Source organism: Rhodanobacter sp. FW106-PBR-R2A-2-24 (genome assembly GCF_058789615.1).
Map to the genome: position 1 here is coordinate 1,098,015 of NZ_JBYTBV010000002.1, position 26,412 is coordinate 1,124,426.

The 26,412-nt window shown below is 66.7% G+C and carries 28 protein-coding genes and 1 tRNA gene; 7 read left to right on the forward strand and 22 right to left on the reverse strand.

The genetic code is table 11. From position 1 onward, the window contains the following. The first annotated feature begins 170 nt into the window (after positions 1-170). A complete protein-coding gene (gene cysS / locus AC3WQA_RS06240) occupies positions 171-1,607 on the forward strand; it encodes a cysteine--tRNA ligase (protein WP_492674203.1) in 1,437 nt (478 codons plus the stop codon). A gap of 3 nt (positions 1,608-1,610) precedes the next feature. Further along, on the forward strand, positions 1,611-2,036 hold the full coding sequence (locus tag AC3WQA_RS06245; RefSeq protein WP_492674204.1) for a SufE family protein: 426 nt from the start codon (positions 1,611-1,613) through the stop codon (positions 2,034-2,036). 113 nt (positions 2,037-2,149) lie between these two features. On the opposite strand, the gene dksA is transcribed toward AC3WQA_RS06245, so the two are convergent. Further along, positions 2,150-3,313: an RNA polymerase-binding protein DksA gene (dksA, locus tag AC3WQA_RS06250; RefSeq protein ID WP_492674205.1), complete on the reverse strand. Its 1,164-nt coding sequence runs from the start codon at positions 3,311-3,313 to the stop codon at positions 2,150-2,152. 115 nt (positions 3,314-3,428) lie between these two features. On the opposite strand from dksA, the gene yidD reads away from it, so the two are divergent. After that, positions 3,429-3,701: a membrane protein insertion efficiency factor YidD gene (gene yidD / locus AC3WQA_RS06255; protein ID WP_492674206.1), complete on the forward strand. Its 273-nt coding sequence runs from the start codon at positions 3,429-3,431 to the stop codon at positions 3,699-3,701. Between the two features lie 106 nt (positions 3,702-3,807). Here the strand turns inward: yidD and folE2 are convergent, their stop codons facing one another. The 7 genes from folE2 to efp form a co-directional block, all read right to left on the reverse strand. After that, complete coding sequence (gene folE2, locus AC3WQA_RS06260; RefSeq protein ID WP_492674207.1) at positions 3,808-4,749, reverse strand: GTP cyclohydrolase FolE2; 942 nt, start codon at positions 4,747-4,749, stop codon at positions 3,808-3,810. Positions 4,750-4,952: 203 nt separating this feature from the next. Next, on the reverse strand, positions 4,953-5,807 hold the full coding sequence (locus AC3WQA_RS06265; RefSeq protein WP_492674208.1) for a squalene/phytoene synthase family protein: 855 nt from the start codon (positions 5,805-5,807) through the stop codon (positions 4,953-4,955). Next, the gene (locus AC3WQA_RS06270) at positions 5,804-6,478 is read right to left on the reverse strand and encodes an HAD family hydrolase (protein WP_492674209.1); all 675 of its coding nucleotides are present in this window, start codon (positions 6,476-6,478) and stop codon (positions 5,804-5,806) included. Before AC3WQA_RS06270 ends, AC3WQA_RS06265 begins: the two co-directional genes overlap by 4 nt. Next, positions 6,475-7,179 carry a bifunctional 2-polyprenyl-6-hydroxyphenol methylase/3-demethylubiquinol 3-O-methyltransferase UbiG gene (gene ubiG, locus AC3WQA_RS06275; RefSeq protein ID WP_492674210.1) on the reverse strand — a complete coding sequence of 235 codons (705 nt, stop codon included), beginning with the start codon at positions 7,177-7,179 and terminating at the stop codon, positions 6,475-6,477. Before ubiG ends, AC3WQA_RS06270 begins: the two co-directional genes overlap by 4 nt. Before the next feature lie 106 nt (positions 7,180-7,285). Next, complete coding sequence (locus AC3WQA_RS06280; protein ID WP_492674211.1) at positions 7,286-7,540, reverse strand: YciI family protein; 255 nt, start codon at positions 7,538-7,540, stop codon at positions 7,286-7,288. Further along, complete coding sequence (locus tag AC3WQA_RS06285; protein ID WP_492674212.1) at positions 7,537-8,874, reverse strand: TRZ/ATZ family hydrolase; 1,338 nt, start codon at positions 8,872-8,874, stop codon at positions 7,537-7,539. The genes AC3WQA_RS06280 and AC3WQA_RS06285 overlap by 4 nt, the downstream gene beginning before the upstream one ends. 87 nt (positions 8,875-8,961) lie before the next feature. Beyond that, positions 8,962-9,531 (reverse strand): elongation factor P, encoded by a 570-nt coding sequence (efp, locus tag AC3WQA_RS06290; protein ID WP_492674213.1) that lies wholly within the window; start codon positions 9,529-9,531, stop codon positions 8,962-8,964. 109 nt (positions 9,532-9,640) lie between these two features. On the opposite strand from efp, the gene epmB reads away from it, so the two are divergent. Next, positions 9,641-10,663 (forward strand): EF-P beta-lysylation protein EpmB, encoded by a 1,023-nt coding sequence (epmB, locus tag AC3WQA_RS06295; RefSeq protein WP_492674214.1) that lies wholly within the window; start codon positions 9,641-9,643, stop codon positions 10,661-10,663. Positions 10,664-10,783: 120 nt separating this feature from the next. Then, a complete protein-coding gene (locus AC3WQA_RS06300) occupies positions 10,784-12,826 on the forward strand; it encodes an EAL domain-containing response regulator (RefSeq protein WP_492674215.1) in 2,043 nt (680 codons plus the stop codon). Positions 12,827-12,922: 96 nt separating this feature from the next. On the opposite strand, the gene rplS is transcribed toward AC3WQA_RS06300, so the two are convergent. The 5 genes from rplS to ffh all read right to left on the reverse strand — a co-directional run bounded on the left by rplS (position 12,923) and on the right by ffh (position 16,568). Next, complete coding sequence (gene rplS, locus AC3WQA_RS06305) at positions 12,923-13,321, reverse strand: 50S ribosomal protein L19 (protein ID WP_492674216.1); 399 nt, start codon at positions 13,319-13,321, stop codon at positions 12,923-12,925. Positions 13,322-13,342: 21 nt separating this feature from the next. Next, a complete protein-coding gene (trmD, locus tag AC3WQA_RS06310; RefSeq protein ID WP_492674217.1) occupies positions 13,343-14,140 on the reverse strand; it encodes a tRNA (guanosine(37)-N1)-methyltransferase TrmD in 798 nt (265 codons plus the stop codon). Positions 14,141-14,144: 4 nt separating this feature from the next. After that, positions 14,145-14,660, reverse strand: coding sequence for a ribosome maturation factor RimM (rimM, locus tag AC3WQA_RS06315; protein WP_492674218.1), 516 nt, complete (start codon positions 14,658-14,660; stop codon positions 14,145-14,147). 2 nt (positions 14,661-14,662) lie between these two features. Continuing rightward, a complete protein-coding gene (gene rpsP / locus AC3WQA_RS06320) occupies positions 14,663-14,917 on the reverse strand; it encodes a 30S ribosomal protein S16 (protein ID WP_492674219.1) in 255 nt (84 codons plus the stop codon). 271 nt (positions 14,918-15,188) lie between these two features. Next, positions 15,189-16,568: a signal recognition particle protein gene (gene ffh / locus AC3WQA_RS06325; RefSeq protein WP_492674220.1), complete on the reverse strand. Its 1,380-nt coding sequence runs from the start codon at positions 16,566-16,568 to the stop codon at positions 15,189-15,191. A gap of 101 nt (positions 16,569-16,669) precedes the next feature. On the opposite strand from ffh, the gene AC3WQA_RS06330 reads away from it, so the two are divergent. Next, positions 16,670-17,467 carry a cytochrome C assembly family protein gene (locus tag AC3WQA_RS06330; protein WP_492674221.1) on the forward strand — a complete coding sequence of 266 codons (798 nt, stop codon included), beginning with the start codon at positions 16,670-16,672 and terminating at the stop codon, positions 17,465-17,467. A gap of 105 nt (positions 17,468-17,572) precedes the next feature. Here AC3WQA_RS06330 and cgtA read toward each other — a convergent pair whose 3' ends face one another. The 6 genes from cgtA to AC3WQA_RS06360 form a co-directional block, all read right to left on the reverse strand. Beyond that, positions 17,573-18,643 carry an Obg family GTPase CgtA gene (gene cgtA / locus AC3WQA_RS06335; RefSeq protein ID WP_492674222.1) on the reverse strand — a complete coding sequence of 357 codons (1,071 nt, stop codon included), beginning with the start codon at positions 18,641-18,643 and terminating at the stop codon, positions 17,573-17,575. Between the two features lie 286 nt (positions 18,644-18,929). Continuing rightward, positions 18,930-19,187, reverse strand: coding sequence for a 50S ribosomal protein L27 (gene rpmA, locus AC3WQA_RS06340; protein WP_492674223.1), 258 nt, complete (start codon positions 19,185-19,187; stop codon positions 18,930-18,932). Between the two features lie 20 nt (positions 19,188-19,207). Next, positions 19,208-19,522, reverse strand: a complete 315-nt coding sequence (rplU, locus tag AC3WQA_RS06345; RefSeq protein WP_492674224.1) for a 50S ribosomal protein L21 — start codon at positions 19,520-19,522, stop codon at positions 19,208-19,210. Positions 19,523-19,687: 165 nt separating this feature from the next. Continuing rightward, positions 19,688-20,215, reverse strand: a complete 528-nt coding sequence (gene infC, locus AC3WQA_RS06350; protein WP_492676332.1) for a translation initiation factor IF-3 — start codon at positions 20,213-20,215, stop codon at positions 19,688-19,690. Between the two features lie 45 nt (positions 20,216-20,260). Next, positions 20,261-22,162, reverse strand: coding sequence for a threonine--tRNA ligase (thrS, locus tag AC3WQA_RS06355; RefSeq protein WP_492674225.1), 1,902 nt, complete (start codon positions 22,160-22,162; stop codon positions 20,261-20,263). Continuing rightward, positions 22,159-22,368, reverse strand: a complete 210-nt coding sequence (locus AC3WQA_RS06360; protein WP_492674226.1) for a hypothetical protein — start codon at positions 22,366-22,368, stop codon at positions 22,159-22,161. Before AC3WQA_RS06360 ends, thrS begins: the two co-directional genes overlap by 4 nt. Positions 22,369-22,481: 113 nt before the next feature. Here AC3WQA_RS06360 and AC3WQA_RS06365 point away from each other — a divergent pair, with 113 nt between their 5' ends. Beyond that, positions 22,482-23,492 carry an NAD-dependent epimerase gene (locus tag AC3WQA_RS06365; RefSeq protein WP_492674227.1) on the forward strand — a complete coding sequence of 337 codons (1,011 nt, stop codon included), beginning with the start codon at positions 22,482-22,484 and terminating at the stop codon, positions 23,490-23,492. 108 nt (positions 23,493-23,600) lie between these two features. Here AC3WQA_RS06365 and AC3WQA_RS06370 read toward each other — a convergent pair whose 3' ends face one another. From AC3WQA_RS06370 to uvrB, 3 genes are all read right to left on the reverse strand, one after another. Further along, entirely contained in the window at positions 23,601-24,050 is a 450-nt protein-coding gene (locus tag AC3WQA_RS06370; RefSeq protein ID WP_492674228.1) for a CopD family protein, read from the reverse strand. A gap of 65 nt (positions 24,051-24,115) precedes the next feature. Next, positions 24,116-24,190 (reverse strand) — tRNA-Val (locus AC3WQA_RS06375). Between the two features lie 73 nt (positions 24,191-24,263). Beyond that, entirely contained in the window at positions 24,264-26,282 is a 2,019-nt protein-coding gene (uvrB, locus tag AC3WQA_RS06380) for an excinuclease ABC subunit UvrB (RefSeq protein ID WP_492674229.1), read from the reverse strand. Positions 26,283-26,412: the final 130 nt, after the last annotated feature.

Genomic DNA, 26,412 nt, shown 5'->3' on the forward strand with positions numbered 1-26,412 from the left:
GGCGAACTCCGGTGGAGTGTTTCGGACGCGACTTTGGCGCATGGCCGATTGCAGCAAATCCACACTGAATCCGAGCTTAGAATGCGCCCCCATCGACGCCGGGACGCCACCCCCGCTTAGGGCTTGTTAAGATGCGCGGCTGGCCCTCGAACGCCCTGGAACGCCCCGCCATGCCGATTTCGCTCTACAACAGCCTGACCCGCCGCACCGAGGCGTTCGCGCCGCTCGATCCGAACCGGGTGACGATGTACGTGTGCGGCCCCACCGTCTACAACTACGTGCACATCGGCAACGCGCGCGGCCCGGTGGTGTTCGACGTGCTGGCCAGGCTGCTGCGCCGGCATTACCCAAACGTGGTCTACGCCCGCAACATCACCGACGTGGACGACAAGATCAACGCCGCCGCGCTGGATCAGGGCGTGGGCATCGAGGCGATCACCGGCAAGTTCGCCGCCGCCTACCGCGAGGACATGGCGGAGCTCGGCATCGCCCCGCCCGACATCGAGCCCAGTGCCACCGCGCACATCGGGCCGATGGTGGCGATGATCGAAAAGCTGATCGCCGACGGCCATGCCTACGCCGCACAGGGCCACGCGCTGTTCGACGTGGCCAGCTACCCCGACTACGGCAAGCTTTCCGGCCGCGACACCGAGGAGATGATCGCCGGCGCGCGCGTGGAAGTGGCGCCGTACAAGAAGAACCCCGCCGACTTCGTGCTGTGGAAACCCTCCACGCCCGAGCTGCCCGGCTGGGACAGCCCCTGGGGCCGCGGGCGTCCGGGCTGGCACATCGAGTGCTCGGCGATGGCCGCCCAGCACCTGGGCGAAACCATCGACATCCATGCCGGCGGCGTGGATCTGCTGTTCCCGCACCATGAGAACGAGGTGGCGCAATCCACCTGCGCGCACGGTGGGGCGACCTTCGCCCGCTGGTGGCTGCACAACGGCATGCTCACCTTCGACGGCAAGAAGATGTCGAAGTCGTTGGGCAACGTGCTGCAATTGCATGAACTCCTGCAGCAGCATCCGGCCGAAGCGCTGCGCCTGCGTCTGATGAGTGGCCACTACCGCCAGCCGCTGGACTGGTCCGACGCCGCCATCGCGCAGTCGGTAAGCACGCTGGACGGCTGGTATCGCGTGCTGCGCGAGCTCGCCGAGGTGGCGGTGGACACGGCGGGTTCGCCCGTACCCGAAAAAATCGAAGCCGCGCTATGCGACGACCTCAACACGCCGCAGGCGCTGGCCGAGTTGGCCGTGCTGGCCGACGCCGCGCGCACGCTAGGTACGCCGGCAGCCAAGGCCGCCCTGCTCGCCGGCGGCGCCGCGCTGGGCCTGCTGCAACAGGAGCCGGAAGCCTGGTTTCGCTGGCAGCCCCACAACAACAACCTTGCCACACTGAATGCACGGGCTCCGGCCCCACAGGCACTGGCCATCGGCGGGAGCCCTACAGATGCACAAATCGATGCGTTTATCGATGAACGAAATAAGGCTCGAACCCAAAAAGATTGGCAAAAAGCCGACATGATCCGCGATGCGCTCAACAGTATTGGCATTGCGCTTGAAGACAAGCCGGGGGGTAAAGTGTCCTGGCATCGCATTAGGAAATAAGTCATGACCGCCAGCGCCGACGAAGCACAACGCGAGATCGCCGAGGAATTCGCCTACTTCAGCGAGTGGAGCGAGCGCTACCAGTACCTGATCGACCTCGGCCGGCAGTTGCCGCCACTGGCCAGTGAGCAGAGGACCGAGGCTTGGCGCGTGCAGGGTTGCCAGTCCATGGTATGGCTGGTGCCCAGCGGCGACGCCGGGCGCATGCACTTCGAGGCGGCCAGCGATTCGGCCATCGTCTCGGGCCTGTTGGCGCTGATCCTGCGCGTGTATTCGGATCGCCCTGCCGCCGAGATCGTTGCCACCGATCCGGATTTCATCCAGCAGATCGGCTTGGCCAAGCACCTCTCGCCCACCCGCTCCAACGGTCTGGCCGCCACGCTGGCCAAGCTGAAAGCCTACGCCTCGGCCGCCGCCAGCCCTGCATAGGCAACAACACTCACGCATCCCCGTACACGAAAAGCCCCGCTCGAAGCGGGGCTTTTGCGAGAAGTCCGGCATGGCGCCGGTTTGATCCCTGCGCTCACGGAGGAGCGCAGAATTCAGTCCCCCATCTGCTTCTGCAGATGTTCGCGGCGTTCCTGCGCATCCAGCGACAAGGTGGCGATGGGGCGGGCGTCGAGCCGATCCACGCCGATCTCCTCGTCGGTTTCCTCGCAGTAGCCGTAGCTGCCCTCCTCGATGCGACGCAGCGCCTTGTCGATCTTGGAGATCAGCTTGCGGTAGCGGTCCCGGGTGCGCAGCTCCAGCGAGTTCTCGGTTTCGCGGGTGGCGCGCTCGGCCTCGTCGCCCACGTCGCGCACTTCCTCGCGCAGGTTGTCCATGGTCTGGCGCGATTCCTCCACCAACTGGTCGCGCCACTCGCGCAGCTTGTTGCGGAAATAGGCCAGATGCTGCGGATTCATGTACTCCTCGCTGGGCGAGGGGCGGTAACCCTTGGGCAAGGCGATCTGGGTGGTGGCCGGCAAGGCGTAGCGCCCGTCTTCGCGGGTGACACCGTTGTCGAGGTTTTTGTCTGCCTGTTTATTCATCGATGCTGATGCGTTTTTCGTTGGCTTGTGGGATGCGTTGGCGGTTGCGCTGGCCACCTTGCCGCGAGGCGGCGCGGTGGCAGGCACGGGGAATGGTTTGACGACGGCCTTGGCGGGGGCGGGAGCATGTGCCGACGCCGGCTTGTTCCGGTGGGGCGTCGCCACGGTCGCCACCGGCTTGCCGACAGGCGCCTTCGCCGATTTGGCGGCGGCCCGGGCGACGGGCTGGTGGGCAGGCACCACCGGTTTGGCGGCGTGCTTTGCCGGCGACTTGGCGACGGGCTTGGCGGCCGCCTTCGTCACCGGCTTGGCGGCCGGTTGGCGCGCCGGGGCGGACTTGCCGACCGCGGCTTTCTTCGCCACCGGCGGTTTGACTGCCGGCTTTTTGGCGACCGCCTTTTTCGGAGCCGGCTTGGCGACCTTCTTTGCAGCCGGCGGAGCAAGCTTCTTCGCGACCGGCTTGACCGCCTTGCCGGCGTTGGGTTTCTTCGCCGCGGGTTTCTTCGGTGCGGGCTTCTTCACCGCGGGCTTCTTTGCAACGGGCTGCTTCGCGACAGGCTTTTTCGCAACGGCCTTCTTCGCCGCGACCTTTGCCTTGGCGGGCGCCACCGTACGCGCCGGCGGCTTGCCCTTGGCGGCTTTGGCGGAAGTCGAACTGCGCGTGGGTTTCGCCATATTCCTTCACCGTTTTCTGCCGTGGCGGCCGGGTGTTATAGCCCATGCACCCTGCACCGGCAACCCGCCTTCTGGGATACTTGCCCCATTCTGGCGACGAGCTGCCGCAGCCCCCGTGAATATCCTCACCCGATTCCTGCTCTTGTTGCTCAAGGCCTACAAGCGCGGGATCAGTCCCCTCCTGGGGCAACACTGCCGTTTCTACCCCAGTTGCTCCGATTATGCACGGATCGCGATCACGCGTTTCGGCCCCTGGCGCGGCTGCCTGCTCACCGCCTGGCGCCTGCTGCGCTGCCAGCCCCTGTGCGACGGCGGCGCAGATCCGGTGCCGGAGCAGTTTCACTTCGTGCGCTGCCACTGCCACGATGATTCGCGCCACGCCGGCTGAGCGCCTCTGAAAAATCGCCCGTCTACCGCGGCCGTCATCGAACGCCCCTGGCGGCGGCACCCTCGCGCGTCACCCGATCAAGGCGCCGATCCCGACCGCTGACAGGTCAGCAGCCAAACCCACCCGGCACGCCCTTGCTGGCATAGGCCACGGCGTCGTGCGGGTGCAGGCTTTCCTGGTGTTCCACGCGCACGTGGAAGTCGGCCAGGTGTTCGTCGCTGGCCAGCACGCGCTGGATGCGGCGGGCGGCGTCCTCGCAGAACATCAGGTTGCCGCCATTGGCGAGCGCGAAGGCTTGTTCGTCCTCGCGTTTCACCGCGGTCTGCACCGGCGTGCCCAACGCCTGTTCCACACGGTCGAGCAGGCCGATCAGGTCGAACGAGGCGCCGGGCTGGTAGCGCACCAGCAGCCGCGCCACGCTGCGCTGCGCGTGCGGCGTGGCATTGATGCCGCGTTCGCTGCCCAGCCAGGCCAGCACGGCGGCGTGGTCGACCGGCTGCGTCGGATCGAAGTCCCTGCCGAATTGTTCCTGGATCAGCTGGCGCGCCAGTGCGGCCGAGGCGGGACAGGTGGAGGAATAGACCACCTCGGAACCCAGCGCCAGTTGGAAGCCTTGCGCGTCGAGGCTGGCCTCGATGGAGACCGGGTAGCTGCGCCAGCCGCTGTGGCTGCTGCGCAAGGCGGCACGGCGCACCAGTGCGTCGAAGCGGATGCTGATGCGGGCGCGGTCGGCGAGGCCCGCGTGCGATTCCAGGAAGGCGCGCAGCAGGGTTTCCAGCGCGGCAGACGAGAGCGTCTGCTCGCCCAGTTGGCGGTCGATGAGAAGGTACAGGCGCGACATATGGATGCCGCGCTTGTCCGCACGCGTGAGATTGACGAAGGCGCCCACCTGGGCCGCCACCTGCTGCTCACGGCCATCGCCCGCATCGAAGCACACCCGGGTCTGGATGCCGTCCATACCGACCCAGTCCAGCGCGCCGTCCAGGTGCGGCTGCGCCTGACCGGCCACATCGGGCATCAGGCGGGCGGTGTTTTCGTGGCTGTGCATGGGAACTCTCGCGCAACGGAGCGGCGGCGCGGCCGTCGAAGTCGCCTATTTTGGGGCAGGCTGCCGCATTGCAACAGTCATCGCCGGGAAACGCTGTGTCCACCGGCGTTCAGAACCGTGGTGAGGCTCCGCATCGTGCGGCGTTTTCATCGACGCTGCCGGCCATCCGTGGCCGGTTGGGCGTTTGAAAAATCCGCGAACCCTCAGCCTGCCAACCGATGCCAGCGCCTTGCCGCCCGCCAGGCGGCGAAAGTGGCACCGAAGCCGCCGCGCTGCTCGCGCTGCAATGCCGCCAGCGGATCGGCGGCACCACGCGCTCGGCGCAGTCGCCGCGCGCCCTCGTGCGCGCTGAGCGCGCGGAACACGCTGAGCGGCCCGGGCAGGTGCGCCGCCGCGCGCCACGCCACCTGCAGGTCGGCCAGTTGGGCGCGGATGGCCGCGTCGCGCGCGTCGCTGCGCTGCCCCAATTCGGCGCGCACCAGGCCATGGCGCGCCAGGCACGACATCGGCAGCGGCAAGCGGTCGCGCTGCAGGTCGTCCTCAAGGCGACGCAAGGCATGCAGGGCATGATCGAGCGTGGCCAGCCGCGCGGCGCGCGTGGCATCGGCCTGCGTGCCATGCCACCAGGCGGTTTCCAGCCGCGCCAGCGCGCCGTGCAGGGGTTCGGCGGCAGCCAGTTGCGCCGTGAAATCCGCCGCCGTGCCCTGTTCCAGTTGCACCACCGCGGCCTGCAGCGGCGCCAGCCAGACGGCCGTCGGGATCGCCTGCGCACGTTCGTCGTCGAACAGCACCTGAGTCAGCGGGTGCTGGCCACCGCTGGCCGGGGCGTTGGCGATCTCCTCGGCCCACCAGCCGAGCTTGGCGGCCGCCACCTGCGGCTCGCGGATGCCGTAGGCGGCGGCGATCCATTCCTGCTCCAGCGCGGCCAGCGCAATGTGTCCGGGATACTTCACCGGATCGACGAAGGCCAGCGCGAGGCGTTGCCCGGGCTGCGCCATCAGCCATTTGTCGACATAGCCCTGCAGGCCCTGACCGACGGTGATCTCGGTGCCGCTCACGCCATCATCTCCAGGCCCAGCAGGCCGGCCAGCTGGCGCGGATGCTCGACCACCGCATCGGCGCCCCACATGGCCGGGTCGCCGCCATCCAGATAGCCCCAGCGCACCGCCACCGTGACCAGCCCGGCGGCACGGCCGGCCTCCACGTCGCGCGCGTCGTCGCCCACGAACACCGTACGATCCGGCGCCACGCCGGCGCGCGTGCAGGCCAGGAGCACCGGCGCAGGATCGGGCTTCTTCACCGGCAGGCTGTCGCCGCAGACCACCGCGCTGGCGCGCAGATCCCAATCCATGCGCTGGATCAGCTCCTCGGTCAGGAAACCGGGCTTGTTGGTGACGATGCCCCAGCGCCAGTCGCGCGCCTCGATGGCGCCAAGCAGCGCGGCAATGCCCTCGAACGGCCGGGTATGCGTGGCCAGCATGCTTTGGTAGATGTCGAGATAACGCGGTATGCGTGCCGCCAGCGCCTCGTCGCTTTCCGCGAACGCGCAGCACAGGATCGCCCGGCTGCCGCGCGACACCACCTCGCGCACCACGGGGTACGCCGGCACGGTCGCGCCAACCTCGGCGCAATAGGCCTGCAGGGCGGCGTAAAGATCGGCGGCGCTGTCGAGCAGGGTGCCGTCGAGATCGAACAGCACGGCATGCAGGTCTGCAGGCATGGGCTTCATGCGGGCTTCCTGGCGCACAGGATGTAGTTCACCGCCGTGCGGCGGCTGAGCCAGGCCTTGCGCACCAGCGGGTTGTAGCCCAGCCCGCTGACGTCCTCCAGCTCCAACCCTTCCGCGCGCAACAGGCGCGCCAGCTCGGCCGGCTTGAGGAACTGCGCGTAGTGGTGCGTACCGCGCGGCAACAGGCGCAGCAGGTATTCGGCGCCGAGGATGGCCGCGCCGAAGGCCGCCGGGGTGCGGTTGAGCGTGGACAGGAACAGCCGACCGCCGGGCTTGAGCATGCCGGCGAGATCGTGCACCAGCGCCGCCGGATCGGGCACGTGCTCGATCAGCTCCAGGCAGCACACGGCATCGAACGCAGCCGGCTCGGCCTGCGCCAGCTCCGCCGAGGACTGCTTGCGGTAATCCACCTTGAGGTTGGACTCGTGCAGGTGCAACCGCGCGATGCCGATGACCTTGTCGCCTAGGTCGATGCCGGTGACTTCGGCGCCCGCGCGCGCCAGCGCCTCGCTGAGCAGGCCGCCGCCGCAGCCCACGTCGGCCACCTTCGCGCCGCGCAGATCCACGCGCGCGGCGATGTAGGCCGCGCGCACGGGGTTGAGGTCGTGCAGCGGACGCGATTCGCCGTCGGCATCCCACCAGCGCGCGGCGAGCTGGTCGAAGCGGGCAATCTCGGCGGGGCTGACGTTGGCGGTGGTCATGTTCGAGTCCATGGTGAACGCATGATTTTATGGCAAGCCGCGCGCATGGCTGGGCGCAAGCCGCGGGAAAGGGTTGGCCTTCGCGCCGGGCAAGGACGCCAGGGCTTCAAGACGCCAGCCATTCGTGCACGGTGACTTCCCAGCCGCCGCTGGTGTGGCATGGGTCGCGATGCGCCATCGACGCCGCTTCCTCCAGCGATTCGGCGCGCAGCACATAGGCGCCGCCGCTCCCGTTGCCGAACGGGCCGGACAGCTCGTTGCGCCCCTGCGCCCGCAGCGTTTCGAGGAACGCGCGATGCAGCGGCACGACCGCCGGGTCGAAGGACGGGCGGCGCATCACCATCACGAGATAACGGTTCATCCTCCAGCCACCGCGATGCGTTCGCGCCAGGCGCGGGTGCGGGCGAGGATGGCGTCCACATCCATGCCCACCAGTTCGCGCGCGGCCAGTTTGCGCCGGCCGGCGATCCACACATCGCTGACCTGGTGCCGGCCCGTGGCATAGGCCAGTTGCGAGGCGACGTGGAACAGCGGTTGGGTTTCCAGGTCGGACAGGCGCACGGCCGCGAGATCGGCCTGCTTGCCGACTTCGATGGAACCGATCTTCGCCTCCAGACCCATCGCCTTGGCGCTGCCCAGCGTAGCCGCGCGCAGCGCGCTGGCGGCGTCGAAGGCGGCGGCGTCGTTCGCCACCGCCTTGGCCAGCAGCGCGGCGGTGCGCAGTTCGCCGAACATGTCCAGATCGTTGTTCGACGCGCAGCCGTCGGTGCCAATGGCGAGGTTCACGCCCGCCTTGCGCAGCTTCTCCGCCGGGCAGAAGCCGGAGGCCAGCTTGAGGTTCGACTCCGGGCAATGCACCACCGACACGCCGGCCTCGGCGCAGGCGGCGATTTCGCCGTCGGTGAGCTGAGTCATGTGCACCGCGATCAGGCGGTCGTTGACCAGGCCCAGCCTTTGCAGGCGCTGGAACGGGCGCAGGCCGGATTTCTTCTTTTCTTCCTCGACCTCGTGCGCGGTCTCGTGCAGATGCAGGTGCACCGGGATGTCGAGCTGGTCGGCCAGCACGCGGATGCGCGCGAAGCTCTCGTCCGACACCGTGTACGGCGCGTGCGGCGCGAACGCGGTGCTGACCAGCGCGTCGCCGCGGAAGCTGTCGTGCACGGCGCCGGCGCGCTCGAAGTATTCGTCCTGCGACTTCGCCCAGGCGGTGGGGAACTCGATCACCGGCAGGCCGACCACGGCGCGGAAGCCCAGCTTGCGGTAGGTGGCGCCGATCGCGTCGGGGAAGAAGTAGTTCTCGTTGGCGCAGGTGGTGCCGCCGCGCAGCATCTCGGCCACCGCCAGCTCCACGCCGTCACGCACGAACTCGGGGCCGATCACCTTGGCTTCGGCCGGCCAGATGTGCTGCTGCAGCCACACCATCAGCGGCAAGTCATCGGCCAGCCCGCGCAAGAGCGTCATCGGGTTGTGCGTATGCGCATTGACCAGACCGGGGATCAGCGCGTGCTCGGCAAGGCACACGGTTTCGCGCGGAGCATAGGCGGCGCGCGCCGCGACGATGGGCAAGATCGCCACGATGCGATCGCCGTCGACCGCCACCGCGTGGTCGTCCAGCACCACACCGTGCGGCTCGATCGGCACCACCCAGCGGGCTTCGATGAGGAGGTCAATGGACGACGGCTGCGCTTGGCTCATGGCTGGCCTTTCGGGGGTTTGGATACGCAAAGGGCGGCCCGGATCGCGGCGCCGCCCTTGCTCATCGCACCGGCTTGCGCCGGCGCGTCACTTGCCGACGCGGCTGACGTATTCGCCGGTGCGGGTATCGACCTTGATGACCTCGTCCTGACCCACGAACAGCGGCACACGCACCACGGCGCCGGTTTCCAGCGTAGCCGGCTTGCCGCCGCCGCCGGAGGTGTCGCCGCGCACGCCCGGGTCGGTCTCGGTGATCTTCAGCTCGACGAAGTTGGGCGCCTGCACCGCGATGATCTCGCCATTGAACAGGGTGACCACGCACTCCTCCTCGCCCTTCAGCCACTTCGCCGCGTCGCCCATGCCCGCCTTGCCGGCCTGGTGCTGCTCGAAGCTGTCCTGCTGCATGAAGTGCCAGAACTCGCCGTCCGAATACAGGTACTGCATGTCGGTATCGGCAACGTCGGCGACCTCGAAGGTATCGCTGGACTTCATCGTCTGCTCGGTGGTGCGACCGCTCTTCAGGTTGCGCATGAAGATGCGGGTGAAGGCCTGACCCTTGCCGGGCTTGATGAACTCGGCCTCGGTGATGACCCACGGGTCGTTGTTGTGAAGGATCTTCATGCCCTTCTTGACGTCGTTGAGACCGGCGCTGGCCATGCTTGGAACTCCGCAGATGGATGGTCGAGGGGTCGAATGCCCATCGCGCCACCCGTGGCGGCTAAAATAGGCGATTCGCGGGTCCGGAACGGCCCGGACAAGGCTGCCCATGATAACCGCAAGCCCAGACGCACGCATTACACCCGATGCCGCATCCCCGCTGGCCGACTGGCGCCAGTTATGGCGCGAGGCCGTCACCGATGCGCGCGAGTTGCTCGACCTGGTCGGGCTCTCTCCCCTCGCCGACGAGCTGCCACCCGCCGACGCCGGCTTTGCGCTGCGGGTGCCGCGCGGCTTCGTGGCACGCATGCGCCATGGCGACCGCCACGACCCGCTGTTGCTGCAGGTGCTGCCGCAACTGGCCGAACTGGACGAAGTGCCCGGCTTCACCGTCGACGCGGTGGGTGACCTGGCGGCCCGCGAGGCGCGCGGCGTGCTGCACAAGTACGAAGGTCGCGCCCTCTTGATCGCCAGCGGCAGTTGCGCGGTGAATTGTCGCTACTGCTTCCGCCGCCACTTCCCCTATGGCGAGGAAATGGCCGCCGCCAACCACTGGCGCGAGGCGCTGGAGCACGTTCGACGCGATCCCACGATCAACGAATTGATCCTTTCTGGCGGCGATCCGTTGTCCCTGTCCACCGCCAAGCTGGAAGAGCTCACCCGCGCGCTGGTCGACATCCCCCACGTGATCCGCCTGCGCATCCACAGCCGCCTGCCGGTGGTGCTGCCCGAGCGCATCGACACCGCCTTCACCCACTGGCTGGCTACCCTGCCCTTGCAGAAGGTGGTGGTGTTGCACGCCAACCATGCGAACGAGCTCGACGCCAGCGTCGATGCCGCCTGCGCGAGGATGCGCGCGACCGGCGCCACGCTGCTGAACCAGTCGGTGCTGTTGCGTGGCGTCAACGACGACGCCACGGCACTGGCCGTGCTCTCCGAACGCCTGTTCGCCGCCGGCGTGCTGCCCTACTACCTGCACCAGCTCGATCGTGTGCAAGGCACCGCGCATTTCGAGGTGGCCGATGCCAAGGCGCTGGCGCTGGTGGACGCCGTCCGCGCCAGCCTGCCCGGTTATCTGGTGCCTAGGCTGGTGCGCGAAGTGGGCGGCGACCCCGCCAAGCGTCCGTTATAGCCATCCATACGCCTTTTCGACACATTACCGCTGGCGATTCACCCGGCAATCCGCTACAACCGAGCCTCGCAACACCAGATTGGGCCAAGACACCCCTCGCCGCCGGCCATTCCGTACCTCATGAAAAAAGATTTCGTCATCCGCATTCTCTTCATCGAACCCTCGGTCGAGGCAGCGGAACAGATCATCAGCCTGCTGCGCAACACCGGCATCGCGGTACGTCCCGAGCGCGCTACCGACGCCGCCCAGGTGCAAACCCTGCTGAACGATCTGGAACCCGACCTGGTGATGTTCAACCCTGCCAACGGCGGTGTCACGCTGCCCGAGGCCAAGCGCCTGCTCGACGCCCAGGGCCGCGACTACTCGCTGGTGGGCGTGGTCGACACGCTGGACGGCGAACAGGTGGCCAAGCTGTTCGAACAAGGCGTGCACGGCGTGGTGGCGCGCAAGACCTCCAGCCAGTTGCTGGCCGTGCTGCGCCGCGAATTCGACGCCCTGCAGACCCGCCGCCACCTGCGCCGGCTCGAATCCACCCAGCGCGAACTGGAGCGCCGCTGCGACGCCCTGCTCGACTCCTCGCGCGACGCCATCGCCTACGTGCACGAAGGCGTGCATGTGCGCGTCAACCAGGCCTACCTGGAAACCTTCGGTTACGACAGTTTCGACGACCTGCTCGGCATGCCGATCCTGGACATGATCGACACCACCCACGTGGACGACTTCAAGAACCTGCTGCGCAGCCACACGCGCCAGGAAAAGGCCCCCAACCAGGTCAGCCTGCGCGCCCGTCGCGCCGACGGCGACACCTTCGACGCCACTGTGGAGTTTGCCCCCGCCACCTTCGAGGGCGAACCCTGCCTGCAGGTCGTATTTCGACTGCAAGCGATCGACCCGGCGGCGCTGGAACAACTGCAGCGCGATCCGGTCACCGGCCTGTTCAACCGCGCCCGCCTGCTGGAGGCACTGGACGAGGCCGTCGCCGCCGCCGCCAGCGGCAAGAAGGGCCAGTCGCTGCTCCTGATCGAACCGGACAACTGGGTGTCGCTGGTGAACGGCATCGGACTGTCCAAGATCGACGAGCTGCTGGCCGGTCTGGCTGAACACATCCGCGCGGAACTTGGCGAAGGCGACGTCGCCGGCATGCTGGCCGAACACACCTTCGCGGTGGCGCTGGATACGCGCAGCGACGAAGCCATCCGCGCCTGGATCGACCAGATGCGGCGGGGCGTCGCCGGCGAAATCTTCGACGCCGGCGCCCGCTCGCTGTCGGTCACCGTCAGCATCGGCGGCAGCCTGCTCGGCGAAAAGAACGCCAACACCGAGCTGCTGCTCAACCAGGCCACCCAGGCCTTGCGCGTCGCGCAGAACGTGGGCGGCAGCCAGGTGGAACTGCACGATCCCGCCGCCCGCGAAAAAGCCGACGAGGAGCGCGAGCGTTTCTGGCTCACCCAGTTGCGCAAGTCGCTGGAGGGCGAGGGGCTGATGCTCTACCACCAGCAAGCGGTAAGCCTGCAGGACGCCGAAGGCGACTACTCGGAAATCCTGCTGCGCATGGAAGGCCCGCAAGGCGAGGTGCTGCCTGGCTTCTTCATGCCCATCGCCGACAAGCACGGGCTTTCCGGCGCCATCGACCGCTGGGTGATTTCCCACGCGATCCAGGCCTTGAGCGCGCGCGATGGCATGGGCCAGAACACCACCTTCTTCGTCAAGTTCACCACCGCCTCGCTGAAAGACGACACCTTGTTGCCCTGGCTGGCCGAACAGCTGGGCAAGGCCAGACTCAAGCGCGGCAAACTGGTGCTGGAGATGACCGAGAGCAAGGTGATGACCTTGCTGCGTCCCGCCCAGGAATTCGTCAACGGTCTGAAGAAGCTTGGCGCCAGTTTCGCGCTGGAACAGTTCGGCTCGGGTCTCAACTCCTTCCAGCTGCTCACCCATGTCGATGCGGACTTCATCAAGATCGACCGCAGCTTCATGGCCGACCTGCCCAAGCACCCGGACAACCAGAAGAAGATCGCCGAAATCTGCGAGCAGGCCCGCGAAATGAACCGCCAGACCATCGCCGAGTGGGTGGAGGACGCCACCAGCACCTCGCTGCTGTTTGCCGCCGGCGTGGACTTCGTGCAGGGCCACTTCCTGCAGATGCCGCAGCGACTGGATTGAGCCCGGCCTCCGGGGAGAGCATTCCACCGCACGCACCAACAAAAAGCCCGCGGATCGCTCCGCGGGCTTTTTGCCGGATGGCCGTGGCGCCTGCGCTTACTCGGCGCGGGCGGCGGCGGCCTTGTTCGCGGCCTTGATCGCAGCGGCGGCGGCGACGTCTTCCTTGATACGCGCGGCCTTGCCTTCCAGGTTGCGCAGGTAGTACAGCTTGGCGCCGCGCACCTTGCCCTTGCGCTTCACCTCGATGGAGTCGATGGCCGGGCTGTGCGCCTGGAATACGCGCTCCACGCCAGTGCCATGCGAAATCTTGCGCACGGTGAAGGCCGAATGCAGGCCACGATTGCGCTTGGCGATGACGATGCCCTCGAAAGCCTGCACGCGCTCGCGATTGCCTTCCTTCACCTTGACGTTGACCACCACGGTGTCGCCAGCGCCGAATTCCGGCAAGGGGCGGGTGATCTGCTCGGCTTCGAACTGCTGGATGATCTTGTTCATGGCGACCTCAGTGGTTTGCGTTCATCCCTGACCGCGGGGTTCTAGCAGCGGCGTCCCTTGCCGCGTGGTTTGGTTTGATGCCGCGAGGTATTCGCGGCGGAATGCTTCCAGCAGTGCGCGGGATTCGTCGTCCAGCACGCGCTGCGCCAACAGTTCCGGGCGTCGCAGCCAGGTTCGGCCCAGTGCCTGCTTCAAGCGCCAGCGGCGGATCGCCGCGTGGTCGCCGGAAAGCAGCACCGGCGGCACCTCGCCCCAGGCGTGTTGCACCGGTTTGGTGTAATGCGGACAGTCCAGCAGGCCGTCCGAAAACGAATCCTGCTCGGCGGAGCGTGCGTCGTTCAACGCGCCCTCCTGCAATCTGCCCACCGCATCGATCACCACCGCGGCACCCAGCTCGCCGCCGGACAGCACATAATCGCCGAGGGAAAGCTCCTCGTCGACCTCGTGCGCCAGCAGGCGCTCATCCACGCCCTCGTAACGCCCGCAAAGCAAGGCGATGCGCGGCAACCTGGCCAGCGCCTCCACCCTGCCCTGCGTGAGCCGCGCTCCCTGCGGACTCAGGTAAATCACGTGCACCGGTTCCGGTGCGGCCTCGCGCATGGCCTCGATGGCCGCACGCAAGGGTTCAATCAGCATCACCATGCCGGGGCCGCCGCCGCAGGTGCGGCCATCCACGGTACGGTAGTTGTCAGTGGCGTAGTCGCGCGGATTCCAGGTTGCCACCTGCAGCAACTCGCGTTGCTGCGCGCGTCCCACCACCCCCACTTCGGCGCACTGGCGCATGAAGTCGGGAAACAGCGTGACGACGTCGATGCGCACGGCCCTAGAACTCCGGGTCCCAGTCCACCACCATGCGCCCGCCGGACAAGTCCACCGAACGCACCACACTGCCCTGGACGAAGGGGAGCAGCCGCTCACGCGTACCGTCCCGCACCACCACCACGTCGTTGGCACCGGTGGCGAACAGGTGACTGACCCGCCCTAGCACCGTACCTTCGATGGTGACGACCTCCAGCCCTTCGAGGTCGACCCAGTAATACTCGTTCTTGCCGGGAGGCGGCAGTTGCTCGCGGGCGACGTAGATGTCGCTGCCGACGAGAGCGGCCGCCGTGTCGCGATCATCCACCCCAGGCAGGTGGGCCACCAGGCCCTTGCCTTGCGGGCGTCCTTTCGCTCCGGTGATCTCGGTGACCGCCTCCGGTGCTGTGGCCAGCAGCCAGGGTTGGTAGTCGAAGATCGTCGTGCGGGGCTCAGTCCAGGATTCGATCTTGAGCCAGCCCTGCACACCGTACAGCCCGACGATGCGTCCCACTGGAACGCGCCGACCGGCTGACGCCATGTTCAGGCCGCCGGCTGCTTGCCGGCTTCCTTGACGAGCGCGGCCACCTTGTCGGAGAGCTGGGCGCCCTTGCCCACCCACTCCTTGACACGCTCGACGTTCAGCTCGAGGCGCTTGTCCTTGCCCGAGGCGACCGGGTTGTAGAAGCCCACGCTCTCAATGTTGCGGCCATCGCGCTTGTTGCGCTGATCGGTGACCACGACGTGGTAGAACGGACGGCCCTTGGCGCCACCGCGCGAAAGACGAATCTTGACCATGATGAAAACTCCAGAGATGCCGGACGTCCGGCACGCGCGCACTTGGGCGTGCGCGGTAAACGGGGCATTTTAGGGGGGCGTGACTGAAAAAGAAAGAGGTTATGCGGTTTGCGGTGCGGCCCGCCCCGAAGGACCAGGGCTCTTGTCTGATGCCCGGGGAAGGGTTCCGGCCCTTCCCAAGGCTCGCCAAGGCCGGCAAGCCGGCCTTGGCTCCATTCCCAATGCACGGCGATGGAAACGAACGGGCCATCCATGGCCCGCGCTGCCGCCCCTACCGGGGCGGCAGCATGCCACCCATGCCACCCATGCCCTTCAGCGCGCCGCTCATCTGGCGCAACAGGCCTTTGCCGCCACCCCTGGAGAGTTTGGACATCATCTTCTCCATCTGCATGTACTGCTTGAGCAGGCGGTTGACGTCGGCCGGCTGGGTGCCGGAGCCCTTCGCCACGCGGGCGCGGCGCGAGCCGTTGAGCGTATCCGGATGACGGCGCTCTCTCGGCGTCATCGAGCCGATGATGGCCACCATGCGCTTGAGTTCGCCATCGTTGACCTTGGACTTGACGCTGTCGGGCAGGCCGGCGACGCCGGGCAGCTTGTCCATCAGGCCGGCGAGCCCGCCCATGTTGTTCATCTGCTCCAACTGGTCGCGCATGTCGTTGAGGTCGAAGCGCTTGCCCTTCATCACCTTCTGGGCAAGCTTCTGCGCCTTCTCCTGGTCAACCTTGCGCTCGACTTCCTCGACCAGCGAGAGCACGTCGCCCATGCCGAGGATGCGCTGCGCGAGGCGATCCGGATGGAACGGCTCCAGCGCATCGGTTTTCTCGCCAGCGCCGAGGAACTTGATCGGCCGGCCGGTGACGTAGCGCACCGACAGCGCCGCACCGCCACGGGCGTCACCGTCGGTCTTGGTCAACACCACGCCGGTGAGCGGCAAGGCCTCACTGAAGGCCTTGGCGGTGGTGGCAGCGTCCTGGCCGGTCATCGAATCGACCACGAACAGGGTTTCGACCGGGGTGATCGCGGCGTGCAGCGCCTTGATCTCGGCCATCATCGCCTCATCCACATGCAGGCGACCGGCGGTGTCGACCAGCAGCACGTCGACCACTTCGCGGCGCGCGGCGGCGATCGCGTCCTTCGCGATATCGACCGGGTGCTGCCCCGCGCTGGATGGGAAGAACTTCACCCCCACCTGCTCGGCCAGCGTGCGCAACTGCTCGATGGCAGCGGGACGGTAAACGTCGCAGCTCACCACCATCACCTTTTTCTTCTTGCGCGCGGTGAGGAAGCGCGCCAGCTTGGCCACCGTGGTGGTCTTGCCCGCGCCCTGCAGGCCGGCCAGCAGCACCACGGCGGGCGGGGTCTGCGCCAGGTTCAACTCGCTGTTGGCGGTGCCCATGACGGCAGTCAGCTCGTCGCTGACCACTTTCACCAGCGCCTGGCCCGGCGACAGGCTCTTCATCACGTCCTGGCCCACCGCCCGCACCTTCACGCGCTGGATCAGCGCCTGCACCACCGGCAGCGCCACGTCGGCCTCCAGCAGGGCGATGCGCACCTCGCGCAAGGCCTCGCGGATGTTTTCCTCGGTCAGGCGGCCGCGGCCGCGCAGGCGGCTGACGGTGGCGGAGAGGCGTTGGCTAAGCGATTCGAACATGGGACAAGGCATCGGGCGACGGAACGACCGAGTATAACCGAGCCCCTGGCGCATGCCGCCGCATTCACGCCGAACGAACGGCTGTGCGACACTTCTCGACCATGCCACTCTCTCTGTTATCCCTACTTGCCATCGCCCTGTATCTGGCCGGCGCCAGCCTGCTGGCAGCACCGCTGACCGGTTGCCCGCGTACGCCGCAACGGCCGGGACTGGCGGCTGCCAGCCTGGCTGTACTGATGCACGCCGCCGCGCTGCTGGGCGCCCATGCCGGTCGGCTGGATCTGCACTTTTTCGCCGCACTGTCGCTGGTCGCCTGCGTGGTGGCGGCGCTGACCCTGTTGGTCAACCTGTCGCGGCCGGTGGCCGGGCTGGGTGTGATCGTGTTTCCACTGGCGGCACTGCTGTTGGCGCTGGATGTTTTCCTTGCCCCGCCCACCACGCCCCATCCGCTGGACTGGCAGATCAGTCTGCATGTCGCCGTGGCCCTGCTCGCCTACAGCCTGCTGTCGATTGCCGCCGTGGTGGCCGTTTTGCTGGCGCTGCAGGAGCGGGCCTTGCGCGCGCATCGACCCACGCGGCTGATGCGCGCACTGCCACCACTGGTGCAGACCGAGGCGCTATTGTTCCGTCTGATCGGCGGTGGTTTCGCCCTGCTCACGCTGACCCTCTTGAGCGGCGCGCTGTTCATCCAGAACATCCGTGCCCAGCACCTGATCCACACCACGGTGCTCAGTGTGCTGGCTTGGCTGATCTTCGGCGTGCTGCTGTGGGGCCGCTGGAAACACGGCTGGCGCGGCCGCAGCGCGGTGAACCTGTGCCTGATCGGCATGGCCGTGCTGCTGCTGGCCTTCTTCGGCAGCAAGGCGGTGCTGGAGCTGATCCTGCACAGAAGCGTGTAGAAGCACCCCTGTGCGCGAGGACTCTGGCTTTGATCAAAGCTACAAAGCCATCGCGCGCAGCACACCCCTGCAGCCGCGTGCTGCGCGACCAGACGCGGACGCCGCTCACTCGCCGCGCAGGCGCACGTCGCCGGGCGCGAGATCGCCCCTGGCCTCGGCCTGCGCTTCGCGCTGCTGCTCGAAGAAGCGCTGCACCTGCTGGCACACCGCCATGGTGTTGTCCCGAGCCAAGGCGGAGACGAGGAACCACGGCGCCTGCCAATCCAGCCGCCGCACGATCTCCTCCGCCACGCGCTGACGCTCGTCCTCGGGCAGCGCATCGGACTTGTTCAGCACCAGCCAGCGCGGGCGCTCCAGCAACTCCGGGTTGAACTTCGCCAGCTCATGTTCGATCGCCCGCACCTGTTCCACCGGATCGGTGTCGTCGACCGGCGCGATGTCGACCAAGTGCAACAGCAGGCTGGTGCGCGACACGTGGCGCAGGAACTGGATGCCCAGCCCGGCGCCATCGGCAGCACCTTCGATCAGGCCAGGGATGTCGGCGATCACGAAGCTCTGGTCGGTACCCAGGCTGACCACGCCCAAGTTGGGGTGCAGGGTGGTGAACGGGTAATCTGCCACGCGCGGTGTGGCCGCCGATACCGCGCGGATGAAGGTGGATTTGCCTGCGTTGGGAAAGCCCAGCAGGCCCACGTCGGCGAGCAGGCGCAACTCCAGCTTCAGCTCGCGCACTTCGCCCGGCGTGCCGTCGGTGAACTGGCGCGGCGCGCGATTCACCGAGGTCTTGAAGTGGATGTTGCCGAGACCGCCCTTGCCGCCCTGCGCCACCAGCAGGCGCCGGCCGTGCGCGGTCAGATCGCCAATCATCTCGTCGGTGTCGACATTGGTGATGACGGTGCCCACCGGTACGCGGATCGTGGTGTCTTCGCCGCCCTTGCCGTACATGTCGCTACCCATGCCGTTCTGGCCGCGCTGCGCCTTGTAGCTGCGCTGGTGGCGAAAATCGACCAGGGTGTTCAAACCCTCGTCGGCGACTATCCATACCGAGCCGCCGCTGCCGCCGTCACCGCCGTCCGGTCCGCCGAAGGGGATGAACTTCTCGCGCCGGAAGCTCGCGCAGCCGTTGCCGCCGTCGCCGGCCTGAACCTTGATGATTGCTTCGTCGACGAATTTCATGGTTTGGAGCCGGAAATGGAAAATAGAGGATGGCGCATGGAACAAGCCCCATGCACAGCGGCCAGTCTAGTGGCTCAGCGCCCGTGAGGAATTTCGAGCGTCGTCGCGCGGGCGTCGAAGGTGCGCAGCGCGGCGGCCACGGCAGACGAGCAGTTTTTTCACAGGCTCTCAGCCGGGAAACATGGCCAGGCGGCGACAGGAGCCGCTTTGCGATTCCCTATTCCCGCTCCCTCCACAAAACAAAAGCCCCGCCGGAGCGGGGCCCTTGCCGCAGCATCGCTGAAGATCAGGCCTTCACGACGCTGACGAAACGGCGGCTGTGCTCGCCACGAACCTTGAACTCCACCGTGCCGTCCACCAGGGCGAACAGGGTGTGGTCGCGACCAAGGCCCACGCCGGTGCCGGCATGGAACTGGGTGCCGCGCTGACGCACGATGATGTTGCCGGCCTCGACGGCTTGGCCGCCGTACATCTTCACACCCAGGTACTTCGGGTTGGAGTCGCGACCGTTGCGGGTACTACCGCCTGCCTTTTTGTGTGCCATGACTTATCTCTCCGGCTCTATCAGGCGTTGATGCCCGTGATCTCGACTTCGGTGTAGTGCTGACGATGTCCCTGCTGCTTCTTGAAGTGCTTGCGGCGGCGGAACTTGACGATGCGCACCTTGTCGGCGCGGCCGTGCTTGCGCACGGTGGCGGAGACCGTGGCGCCGGCCACGATCGGCGCGCCGACGGTGACACCCTCGCCCTCGCCGACCAGCAGCACCTGGTCGAACTGCACGGCGGAACCTTCTTCGGCGTCGAGCAGCTCCACGCGCAGGACGTCGCCCTGCTGCACGCGGTATTGCTTGCCGCCAGTCTTGATGACTGCATAACTCATGGAAATACCCTTCTGTCGTTATTCTTGCGGGGTTCGCCATGCCATAAACAGGCACCGGCGAACTCGGAAGTTTAATCCGAGTTCGCCGGTGCCGTCAAACGACGGGCGCCACGTGGGTGCGGCGCGACCAGGCAATGGCAGGCGACCCATGGGCCGCCACCCGCCTCACTGCTTCTTCTTGGGGCCGATCATCATGATCATCTGGCGTCCTTCCAGTCGAGGGAAAGACTCCACCTGGCCATTCTCGCCCACGTCCGCCTGGATGCGCTCGGCGAGACCGCGGCCCAAGTCCTGGTGCGACATTTCACGGCCACGGAAGCGGATGGTGACCTTGACCTTGTCGCCCTCTTCCAGGAAGCGAAGCATGTTGCGCAGCTTGATCTGGTAGTCGCCCACGTCCGTGACCGGACGGAACTTCACTTCCTTGATCTCGACCTGCTTCTGCTTTTTCTTGGCGGCCTGCGCCTTCTTCTGGGCTTCGAACTTGAACTTGCCGTAGTCCATGATGCGGCAGACCGGCGGATCGCCGTTCGGCTGGATCTCGACCAGATCCATGCCGGCTTCCTGCGCCAGCGCCAGTGCCTCGTCACGAGTCAGGATGCCCAGCTGTTCCGCGTCGGCGCCGATCACACGCACGCGCGGAACGCGGATTTCCAGGTTGCGGCGGTTACCCTTGTTGTCGGTGGTAGCGATACCACTATCCTCCAGAAGAAGTTTTGATTAGGCCGTGCAGCGCGATCAGCGCTGCGTCTCGGCCTGCAGTCGCCCGATGAAGTCGGCCAGCGGCATGCTGCCCAAATCCTCACCCGAACGGGTACGTACAGAAACGGCCCCCGCTTCCTTCTCGCGGTCACCGACCACCAGGAGGTAGGGGATTTTCTGCAACGTATGTTCGCGAATCTTATAGCCGACCTTTTCGTTGCGCAAATCGGCCTCTACCCGGAAACCTTTATCGACAAGGGTTTGCGCAACTTGATGGGCGTAATCGGCCTGGGCATCGGTGATCGAGAACACCGCCGCCTGCACCGGTGCCAGCCAGGCCGGCATGAGCCCGGCGTGGTGCTCGATCAGGATGCCGATGAAGCGCTCCATCGAGCCCACGATGGCCCGATGCAGCATCACGGGGTGCCTTTTCTGCGAGTTTTCGTCCACGTACTCGGCACCGAGGCGCTCGGGCATCATGAAATCCACCTGCATGGTGCCCACCTGCCAGTCGCGGCCGATGGAGTCGTGCATGTGGTACTCGATCTTGGGGCCGTAGAACGCGCCCTCGCCCGGCAATTCGGTCCACTTCACGCCGGCGGCGGCCAGCGCACTGCGCAGCGCGGCCTCGGCCTTGTCCCACACTTCGTCGCTGCCGATGCGCTTGTCCGGGCGCAGGGCGAGCGCCACGTCGATGTGCTCGAAACCGAAGTCGGCGTAGACCCGCATGGCTTGCGCGTGGAAGGCGGTCACCTCGGATTCGATCTGCGCCGGCGTGCAGAACACGTGGCCGTCGTCCTGGGTGAAGGCGCGCACGCGCATGATGCCGTGCAGCGCGCCGGACGGCTCGTTGCGATGGCAGCCGCCGAACTCGCCGTAGCGGATCGGCAGCTCGCGGTAGCTGTGCAGGCCGGTGTTGAACACCTGCACGTGGCCAGGGCAATTCATCGGCTTGAGCGCGAAGGTATGTTTCTCCGACTCGGTGAAGAACATGTTCTCCTGGTAGTTGTCCCAGTGGCCGGATTTCTTCCACAGCGACACATCCAGCACCTGCGGGCAGCGCACTTCCTGGTAGCCGCTCTTGCGATACACGCCGCGCATGTACTGCTCAACCTGCTGCCAGATCGCCCAGCCGCGCGGGTGCCAGAACACCATGCCCGGGCTTTCCTCCTGCTGATGGAACAGATCCAGCGCCTTGCCGAGTTTGCGGTGATCGCGCTTCTCGGCCTCTTCCAGTTGCGTGAGGTAGGCCTTCAGATCCTTGTCGTTCAACCACGCCGTGCCGTAGATGCGCGTGAGCATCGCGTTGTTGCTGTCGCCGCGCCAGTAGGCACCGGCCACTTTCATCAACTTGAACGAATGCAACTTGCCGGTGTTCGGCACGTGCGGCCCGCGGCACAGGTCGGTGAACTCGCCCTGCGAATACAGCGACAGCGGCTCGTTGGACGGGATGCCTTCGATGATCTCGGCCTTGTAGCGCTCGCCCAGTCCCTTGAAGAAGGCCACCGCTTCGTCACGCGACTTCACGCTGCGCGTCACCGGGAACTGCTCGGCGACGATCTTGCGCATCTCGTCCTCGATCTTCGGCAGATCCTCGGGTGTGAACGGGCGTTCGTAGGCGAAGTCGTAGTAGAAGCCGTTGTCGATCACCGGCCCGATGGTGACCTGCGCGCCGGGGAACAAGCGCTGCACCGCCTGCCCCATCAGGTGCGCGGTGGAGTGGCGCAGGATCTCCAGCGCCTCGGGGCTCTTCTCGGTGACGATCTGCAGGCTGGCGTCGTGCTCGATGACATGGCTGGCGTCCACCAATCGATCGTCCACCTTGCCGGCCAGGGTAGCCTTGGCCAGGCCGGCGCCGATGGAGGCGGCCACGTCCTGCACGGACACGGGGTGGTCGAACGGGCGCTTGCTGCCGTCGGGTAGCGTAATCTCGATCATGGTTCGTTCCTGCTGCAACGCCTCGATGCGGCGCTGTTCTTGATGGGGAAGCCCGGCCGGGGACGGCCGGTGTTGTCGCGATCCGCCAGGATGGCGGAAAAAGCAAAGGCGCCGAAGCGCCTTGTCAACAAGGTGAAGCTCGGCGGAAAACTCAGCGCGGGCAGGCAATAGTGGACATGTCGCACACTCGGCCAGCGCTTGCGCACGGGCCACCTTGTCTCCGAAAGAGGCTCAGAACGTAGCCCAACGCCGCCCATGCCGTCAATCGCACACCGCGACCGCCGGCTACAATGCCGCTTTCCCCGCGAAGGGACAAACCATGCACATTCTCATCACCGGCACCGCCGGCTTCATCGGCGCCGCCCTGGCTGAGCGCCTGCTGGCGCGCGGCGATGAAGTGCTGGGCATCGACAATCATAACGACTACTACGACCCGGCGCTGAAGGAGGCCCGACTCGCCCGCTTCGCGAATCATCCGGGTTATGCCCACGTGCGTGCCGACCTGGCCGACGCCGGCGCCATCAAGGGCGCCTTCGCCGCCTTCAAGCCGCAGCGCGTGGTGAACCTCGCCGCGCAGGCCGGCGTGCGCTACTCGCTGCAGAACCCGCAGGCCTACGTGCAGTCGAACCTGGTGGGCTTCGGCAACATCCTCGAAGCCTGTCGCCACGGCGACGTGGAGCACTTGGTCTACGCCTCCTCCAGCTCGGTCTACGGCGCCAACCGCAAGCTACCATTCGCAGTCGAGGACGCCGTCGATCACCCGGTCAGCCTGTACGCGGCCACCAAGAAGGCCAACGAGCTGATGGCGCACAGCTACAGCCACCTGTACGGCCTGCCCACCACTGGGTTGCGCTTCTTCACCGTGTACGGCCCGTGGGGCCGGCCGGACATGTCGCCGATGCTGTTCGCCGACCGGATCAGCCGCGGCGAGGCCATCGACGTGTTCAACTACGGCCACCACAGCCGCGACTTCACCTACGTCGACGACATCGTGGAAGGCGTGATCCGCACGCTCGACCACCCGGCCGCGCCCGACCCGGCCTACGACGCGCAGTCGCCGAACCCGGGCACGTCGAGTGCGCCCTACCGCGTCTACAACATCGGCAACGACCAGCCGGTGCAGCTCTTGCGCTTCATCGAACTGCTGGAACAACACCTCGGCCGCACGGTGGAAAAGAACCTGCTGCCGATGCAACCCGGCGACGTGCCCGACACCTGGGCCGACGTCTCCGCGCTACGCCGCGACGTGGGCTACGCGCCCAATACGTCCATCGAGGAAGGCGTGGCGCGCTTCGTGGCGTGGTATCGGAACTACCATCATCAAGACTGATCCACGGCGCGCACGGTAGGAGCCCGCTGGCGGGCGATGCTCCCGCTCTGATGCATCAAAGCCAAGCATCGCCCGCCAACGGGATCCTACCTGTCAAGGTTCCGCGCCTCAGAATGGCTTGGCCAGTACCAGGAAGATCACGCCCAGCAACAGCATCACCGGCAACTCGTTGAGCCAGCGCAGCGCCTTCGTCGACGGCAGCGCGCCGCCCTTTTCGCTGCGCTTGAGCATGCGCCCCGCCCACACGAAATAGGCCAGCAACAGCACCACCAGGGTCAGCTTGGCATCGATCCAGTGCCGGCCTGCCACCACATTCGGCAACGCCACCGGCCACAGCCGCCAGCCCTCCCACAAGGCCAGGCCGAACACGAAGGCGATGCCGAACATGTTGTGGCCGAACTTGTACAGCCGCCGCCCCATCAAGAGCAGCCGCGCCTTCACCGCCGGCTCGTCGCCCGCCTCGGCGAGGTTCACCAGGATGCGCGGCAGGTAGAACACCGTCGCCATCCAGGCGATCACGAACAGCACGTGGAAACTCTTGAGCCACAGATAGATCATCGCGACGCTCCGGCGGCGGAAAACAAAACGGCGCGAACCCAAGGGCCGCGCCGTTTTGACGGTATTGGTGGGCGGTACAAGGATCGAACTTGTGACCCCTACCATGTCAAGGTAGTGCTCTACCGCTGAGCTAACCGCCCGCAACTCGCAGCCGTGTGCGGCACGCGAGCCGCGCAGTATAGGCGAGGGTCATGCTTCCGGCAAGCGGAATATTCAACGCAGCGCCCGTTCGCGCAGCTGGTGGATCTGGTCGCGCAGCCGAGCGGCCTCCTCGAACTCCAGGTTCTGGGCGTGCTGATACATCTGCGCCTCCAGCTTCTTGATTGCGGCGGTGGCCTGGGCCGCGTCCATCGCGGCGTAGTTGGCGGCATCCTCCGCCACCGCCCGGACCTTGCCCTTGCCACCGCGGCCACGCGCAGGCGCTTCGCTGCGCGCGCCTTCCATGATGTCGGCGATGCGTCGCTGCACGGTTCTGGGGGTGATGCCGTGGGCGGCGTTGTAGGCCAGCTGCTTCTCGCGGCGGCGACCGGTCTCGTCCATCGCCGCCCGCATCGAGCGGGTGATCTCGTCGGCGTAGAGGATGGCCTTGCCGCGCACGTTGCGCGCGGCGCGGCCGATGGTCTGGATCAGCGAGCCGGTGGAGCGCAGAAAGCCTTCCTTGTCGGCGTCGAGGATCGCCACCAGCGACACCTCGGGCATGTCCAGGCCTTCGCGCAGCAGGTTGATGCCCACCAGCACGTCGAACTCGCCCAGGCGCAGGTCGCGGATGATTTCGCTGCGCTCCACCGTCTCCACGTCCGAGTGCAGGTAGCGCACCTTCACGCCGTGCTCGCCCAGGTATTCGGTGAGCTTCTCGGCCATGCGCTTGGTGAGCGTGGTGATCAGTACGCGGTCACCCATGGCGATGCGCCGGTTGGCCTCGCCCAGCAGGTCGTCCACCTGGGTCCGTACCGGACGCACTTCCACCTCGGGATCGAGCAGGCCGGTGGGGCGCACCACCAGCTCGACGATGGCATCGCCGGATTTCTGCAATTCGTAGTCGCGTGGCGTGGCGGAGACGTAGATCGCGCGCGGCACCCGTGCTTCCCATTCCTCGAAGCGCAGCGGGCGGTTGTCCAGCGCCGACGGCAGCCGGAAGCCGAATTCCACCAGGGTTTCCTTGCGCGAGCGGTCGCCCTTGTACATGGCGCCCAGCTGCGGCACGGTAACGTGGGATTCGTCGATCACCAGCAGGCCATCGGCCGGCAGGTAGTCGAACAGCGTGGGCGGCGGCTCGCCCGGTGCGCGCCGGGTGAGGTGGCGCGAGTAGTTCTCGATGCCCTGGCAGTAGCCGACCTCGGCCATCATCTCGATGTCGAAGCGGGTGCGCTGCTCCAGTCGCTGCGCTTCGAGCAGGCGATTTTCCTTGTACAGCAGCTCCAGCCGCTCGGAGAGCTCCAGCTTGATCGTCTCGATCGCATTCAGCACGCTCGCGCGCGTGGAAGCGTAGTGCGTGCGCGGGTAGACCGTGTAGCGCGGCACCTTGCGCAGCGTCTCGCCGGTGAGTGGATCGAACAGCGCCATGTTCTCCACCTCGCCGTCGAACAGCTCGATGCGCAGCGCCTCAGTCTCCGATTCGGCCGGAAACACGTCGATGATCTCGCCGCGCACGCGATAGCTGCCGCGGCGCAGCTCCATCTCGTTGCGCGTGTACTGCAGTTCGGTGAGCTGGCGGATCAGCTTACGCTGGTCGATGCGCTCGCCCTTGGCGAGGATCAGGCGCAGCGAGAGGTAATCCTCCGGGTTGCCCAGGCCGTAGATCGCCGACACCGAAGCCACGATGATGGCGTCGCGCCGCGACAGCAGCGCCTTGGTCGCCGCCAAGCGCATCTGCTCGATGTGCTCGTTGATCGAGGAATCCTTCTCGATGAAGGTGTCCGAGGCCACCACGTAGGCCTCCGGCTGGTAGTAGTCGTAGTAGCTGACGAAATACTCCACCGCGTTGTGCGGAAAGAACTCGCGGAACTCGCCGTACAGCTGCGCCGCCAGCGTCTTGTTCGGCGCCATCACGATGGTGGGCCGCTGCACGCGCTCGATTACGTTGGCGATGGTGTAGGTCTTGCCCGAGCCGGTGACGCCGAGCAGGGTCTGCGCGGCCAGGCCCGACTCGAAGCCCTCGCTGAGGCGGCGGATCGCCTCTGGCTGGTCGCCGGCAGGCTGGTAGGGCGCAACGAGTTCAAAACGGTCGGTCATGACGGACGATCTGCAAGTGCAAGCCCGCATTGTAGATCGTCGCAACCGACGCCCCGTGTCGGCGCCACCCGACACAGGGCGCCGTGGCTGGCCGGCAGGCCGAGCGTTGCCGCCTGCCTAGCATGGTCGC

Coding starts and splice junctions, on each gene's coding strand:
- AC3WQA_RS06270 (WP_492674209.1), bottom strand. CDS start 6,478: ATGAAGCCCATGCCTGCAGACCTGCATGCCGTGCTGTTCGATCTCGAC.
- AC3WQA_RS06285 (WP_492674212.1), bottom strand. CDS start 8,874: ATGAGCCAAGCGCAGCCGTCGTCCATTGACCTCCTCATCGAAGCCCGC.
- rpmA (WP_492674223.1), bottom strand. CDS start 19,187: ATGGCACACAAAAAGGCAGGCGGTAGTACCCGCAACGGTCGCGACTCC.
- AC3WQA_RS06330 (WP_492674221.1), top strand. CDS start 16,670: ATGCCACTCTCTCTGTTATCCCTACTTGCCATCGCCCTGTATCTGGCC.
- AC3WQA_RS06245 (WP_492674204.1), top strand. CDS start 1,611: ATGACCGCCAGCGCCGACGAAGCACAACGCGAGATCGCCGAGGAATTC.
- cysS (WP_492674203.1), top strand. CDS start 171: ATGCCGATTTCGCTCTACAACAGCCTGACCCGCCGCACCGAGGCGTTC.
- AC3WQA_RS06280 (WP_492674211.1), bottom strand. CDS start 7,540: ATGAACCGTTATCTCGTGATGGTGATGCGCCGCCCGTCCTTCGACCCG.
- rpsP (WP_492674219.1), bottom strand. CDS start 14,917: ATGGTCAAGATTCGTCTTTCGCGCGGTGGCGCCAAGGGCCGTCCGTTC.
- epmB (WP_492674214.1), top strand. CDS start 9,641: ATGATAACCGCAAGCCCAGACGCACGCATTACACCCGATGCCGCATCC.
- folE2 (WP_492674207.1), bottom strand. CDS start 4,749: ATGCACAGCCACGAAAACACCGCCCGCCTGATGCCCGATGTGGCCGGT.
- thrS (WP_492674225.1), bottom strand. CDS start 22,162: ATGATCGAGATTACGCTACCCGACGGCAGCAAGCGCCCGTTCGACCAC.
- cgtA (WP_492674222.1), bottom strand. CDS start 18,643: ATGAAATTCGTCGACGAAGCAATCATCAAGGTTCAGGCCGGCGACGGC.
- rplS (WP_492674216.1), bottom strand. CDS start 13,321: ATGAACAAGATCATCCAGCAGTTCGAAGCCGAGCAGATCACCCGCCCC.
- AC3WQA_RS06370 (WP_492674228.1), bottom strand. CDS start 24,050: ATGATCTATCTGTGGCTCAAGAGTTTCCACGTGCTGTTCGTGATCGCC.
- uvrB (WP_492674229.1), bottom strand. CDS start 26,282: ATGACCGACCGTTTTGAACTCGTTGCGCCCTACCAGCCTGCCGGCGAC.
- rplU (WP_492674224.1), bottom strand. CDS start 19,522: ATGAGTTATGCAGTCATCAAGACTGGCGGCAAGCAATACCGCGTGCAG.
- ffh (WP_492674220.1), bottom strand. CDS start 16,568: ATGTTCGAATCGCTTAGCCAACGCCTCTCCGCCACCGTCAGCCGCCTG.
- AC3WQA_RS06365 (WP_492674227.1), top strand. CDS start 22,482: ATGCACATTCTCATCACCGGCACCGCCGGCTTCATCGGCGCCGCCCTG.
- ubiG (WP_492674210.1), bottom strand. CDS start 7,179: ATGACCACCGCCAACGTCAGCCCCGCCGAGATTGCCCGCTTCGACCAG.
- efp (WP_492674213.1), bottom strand. CDS start 9,531: ATGGCCAGCGCCGGTCTCAACGACGTCAAGAAGGGCATGAAGATCCTT.
- rimM (WP_492674218.1), bottom strand. CDS start 14,660: ATGGCGTCAGCCGGTCGGCGCGTTCCAGTGGGACGCATCGTCGGGCTG.
- dksA (WP_492674205.1), bottom strand. CDS start 3,313: ATGGCGAAACCCACGCGCAGTTCGACTTCCGCCAAAGCCGCCAAGGGC.
- AC3WQA_RS06300 (WP_492674215.1), top strand. CDS start 10,784: ATGAAAAAAGATTTCGTCATCCGCATTCTCTTCATCGAACCCTCGGTC.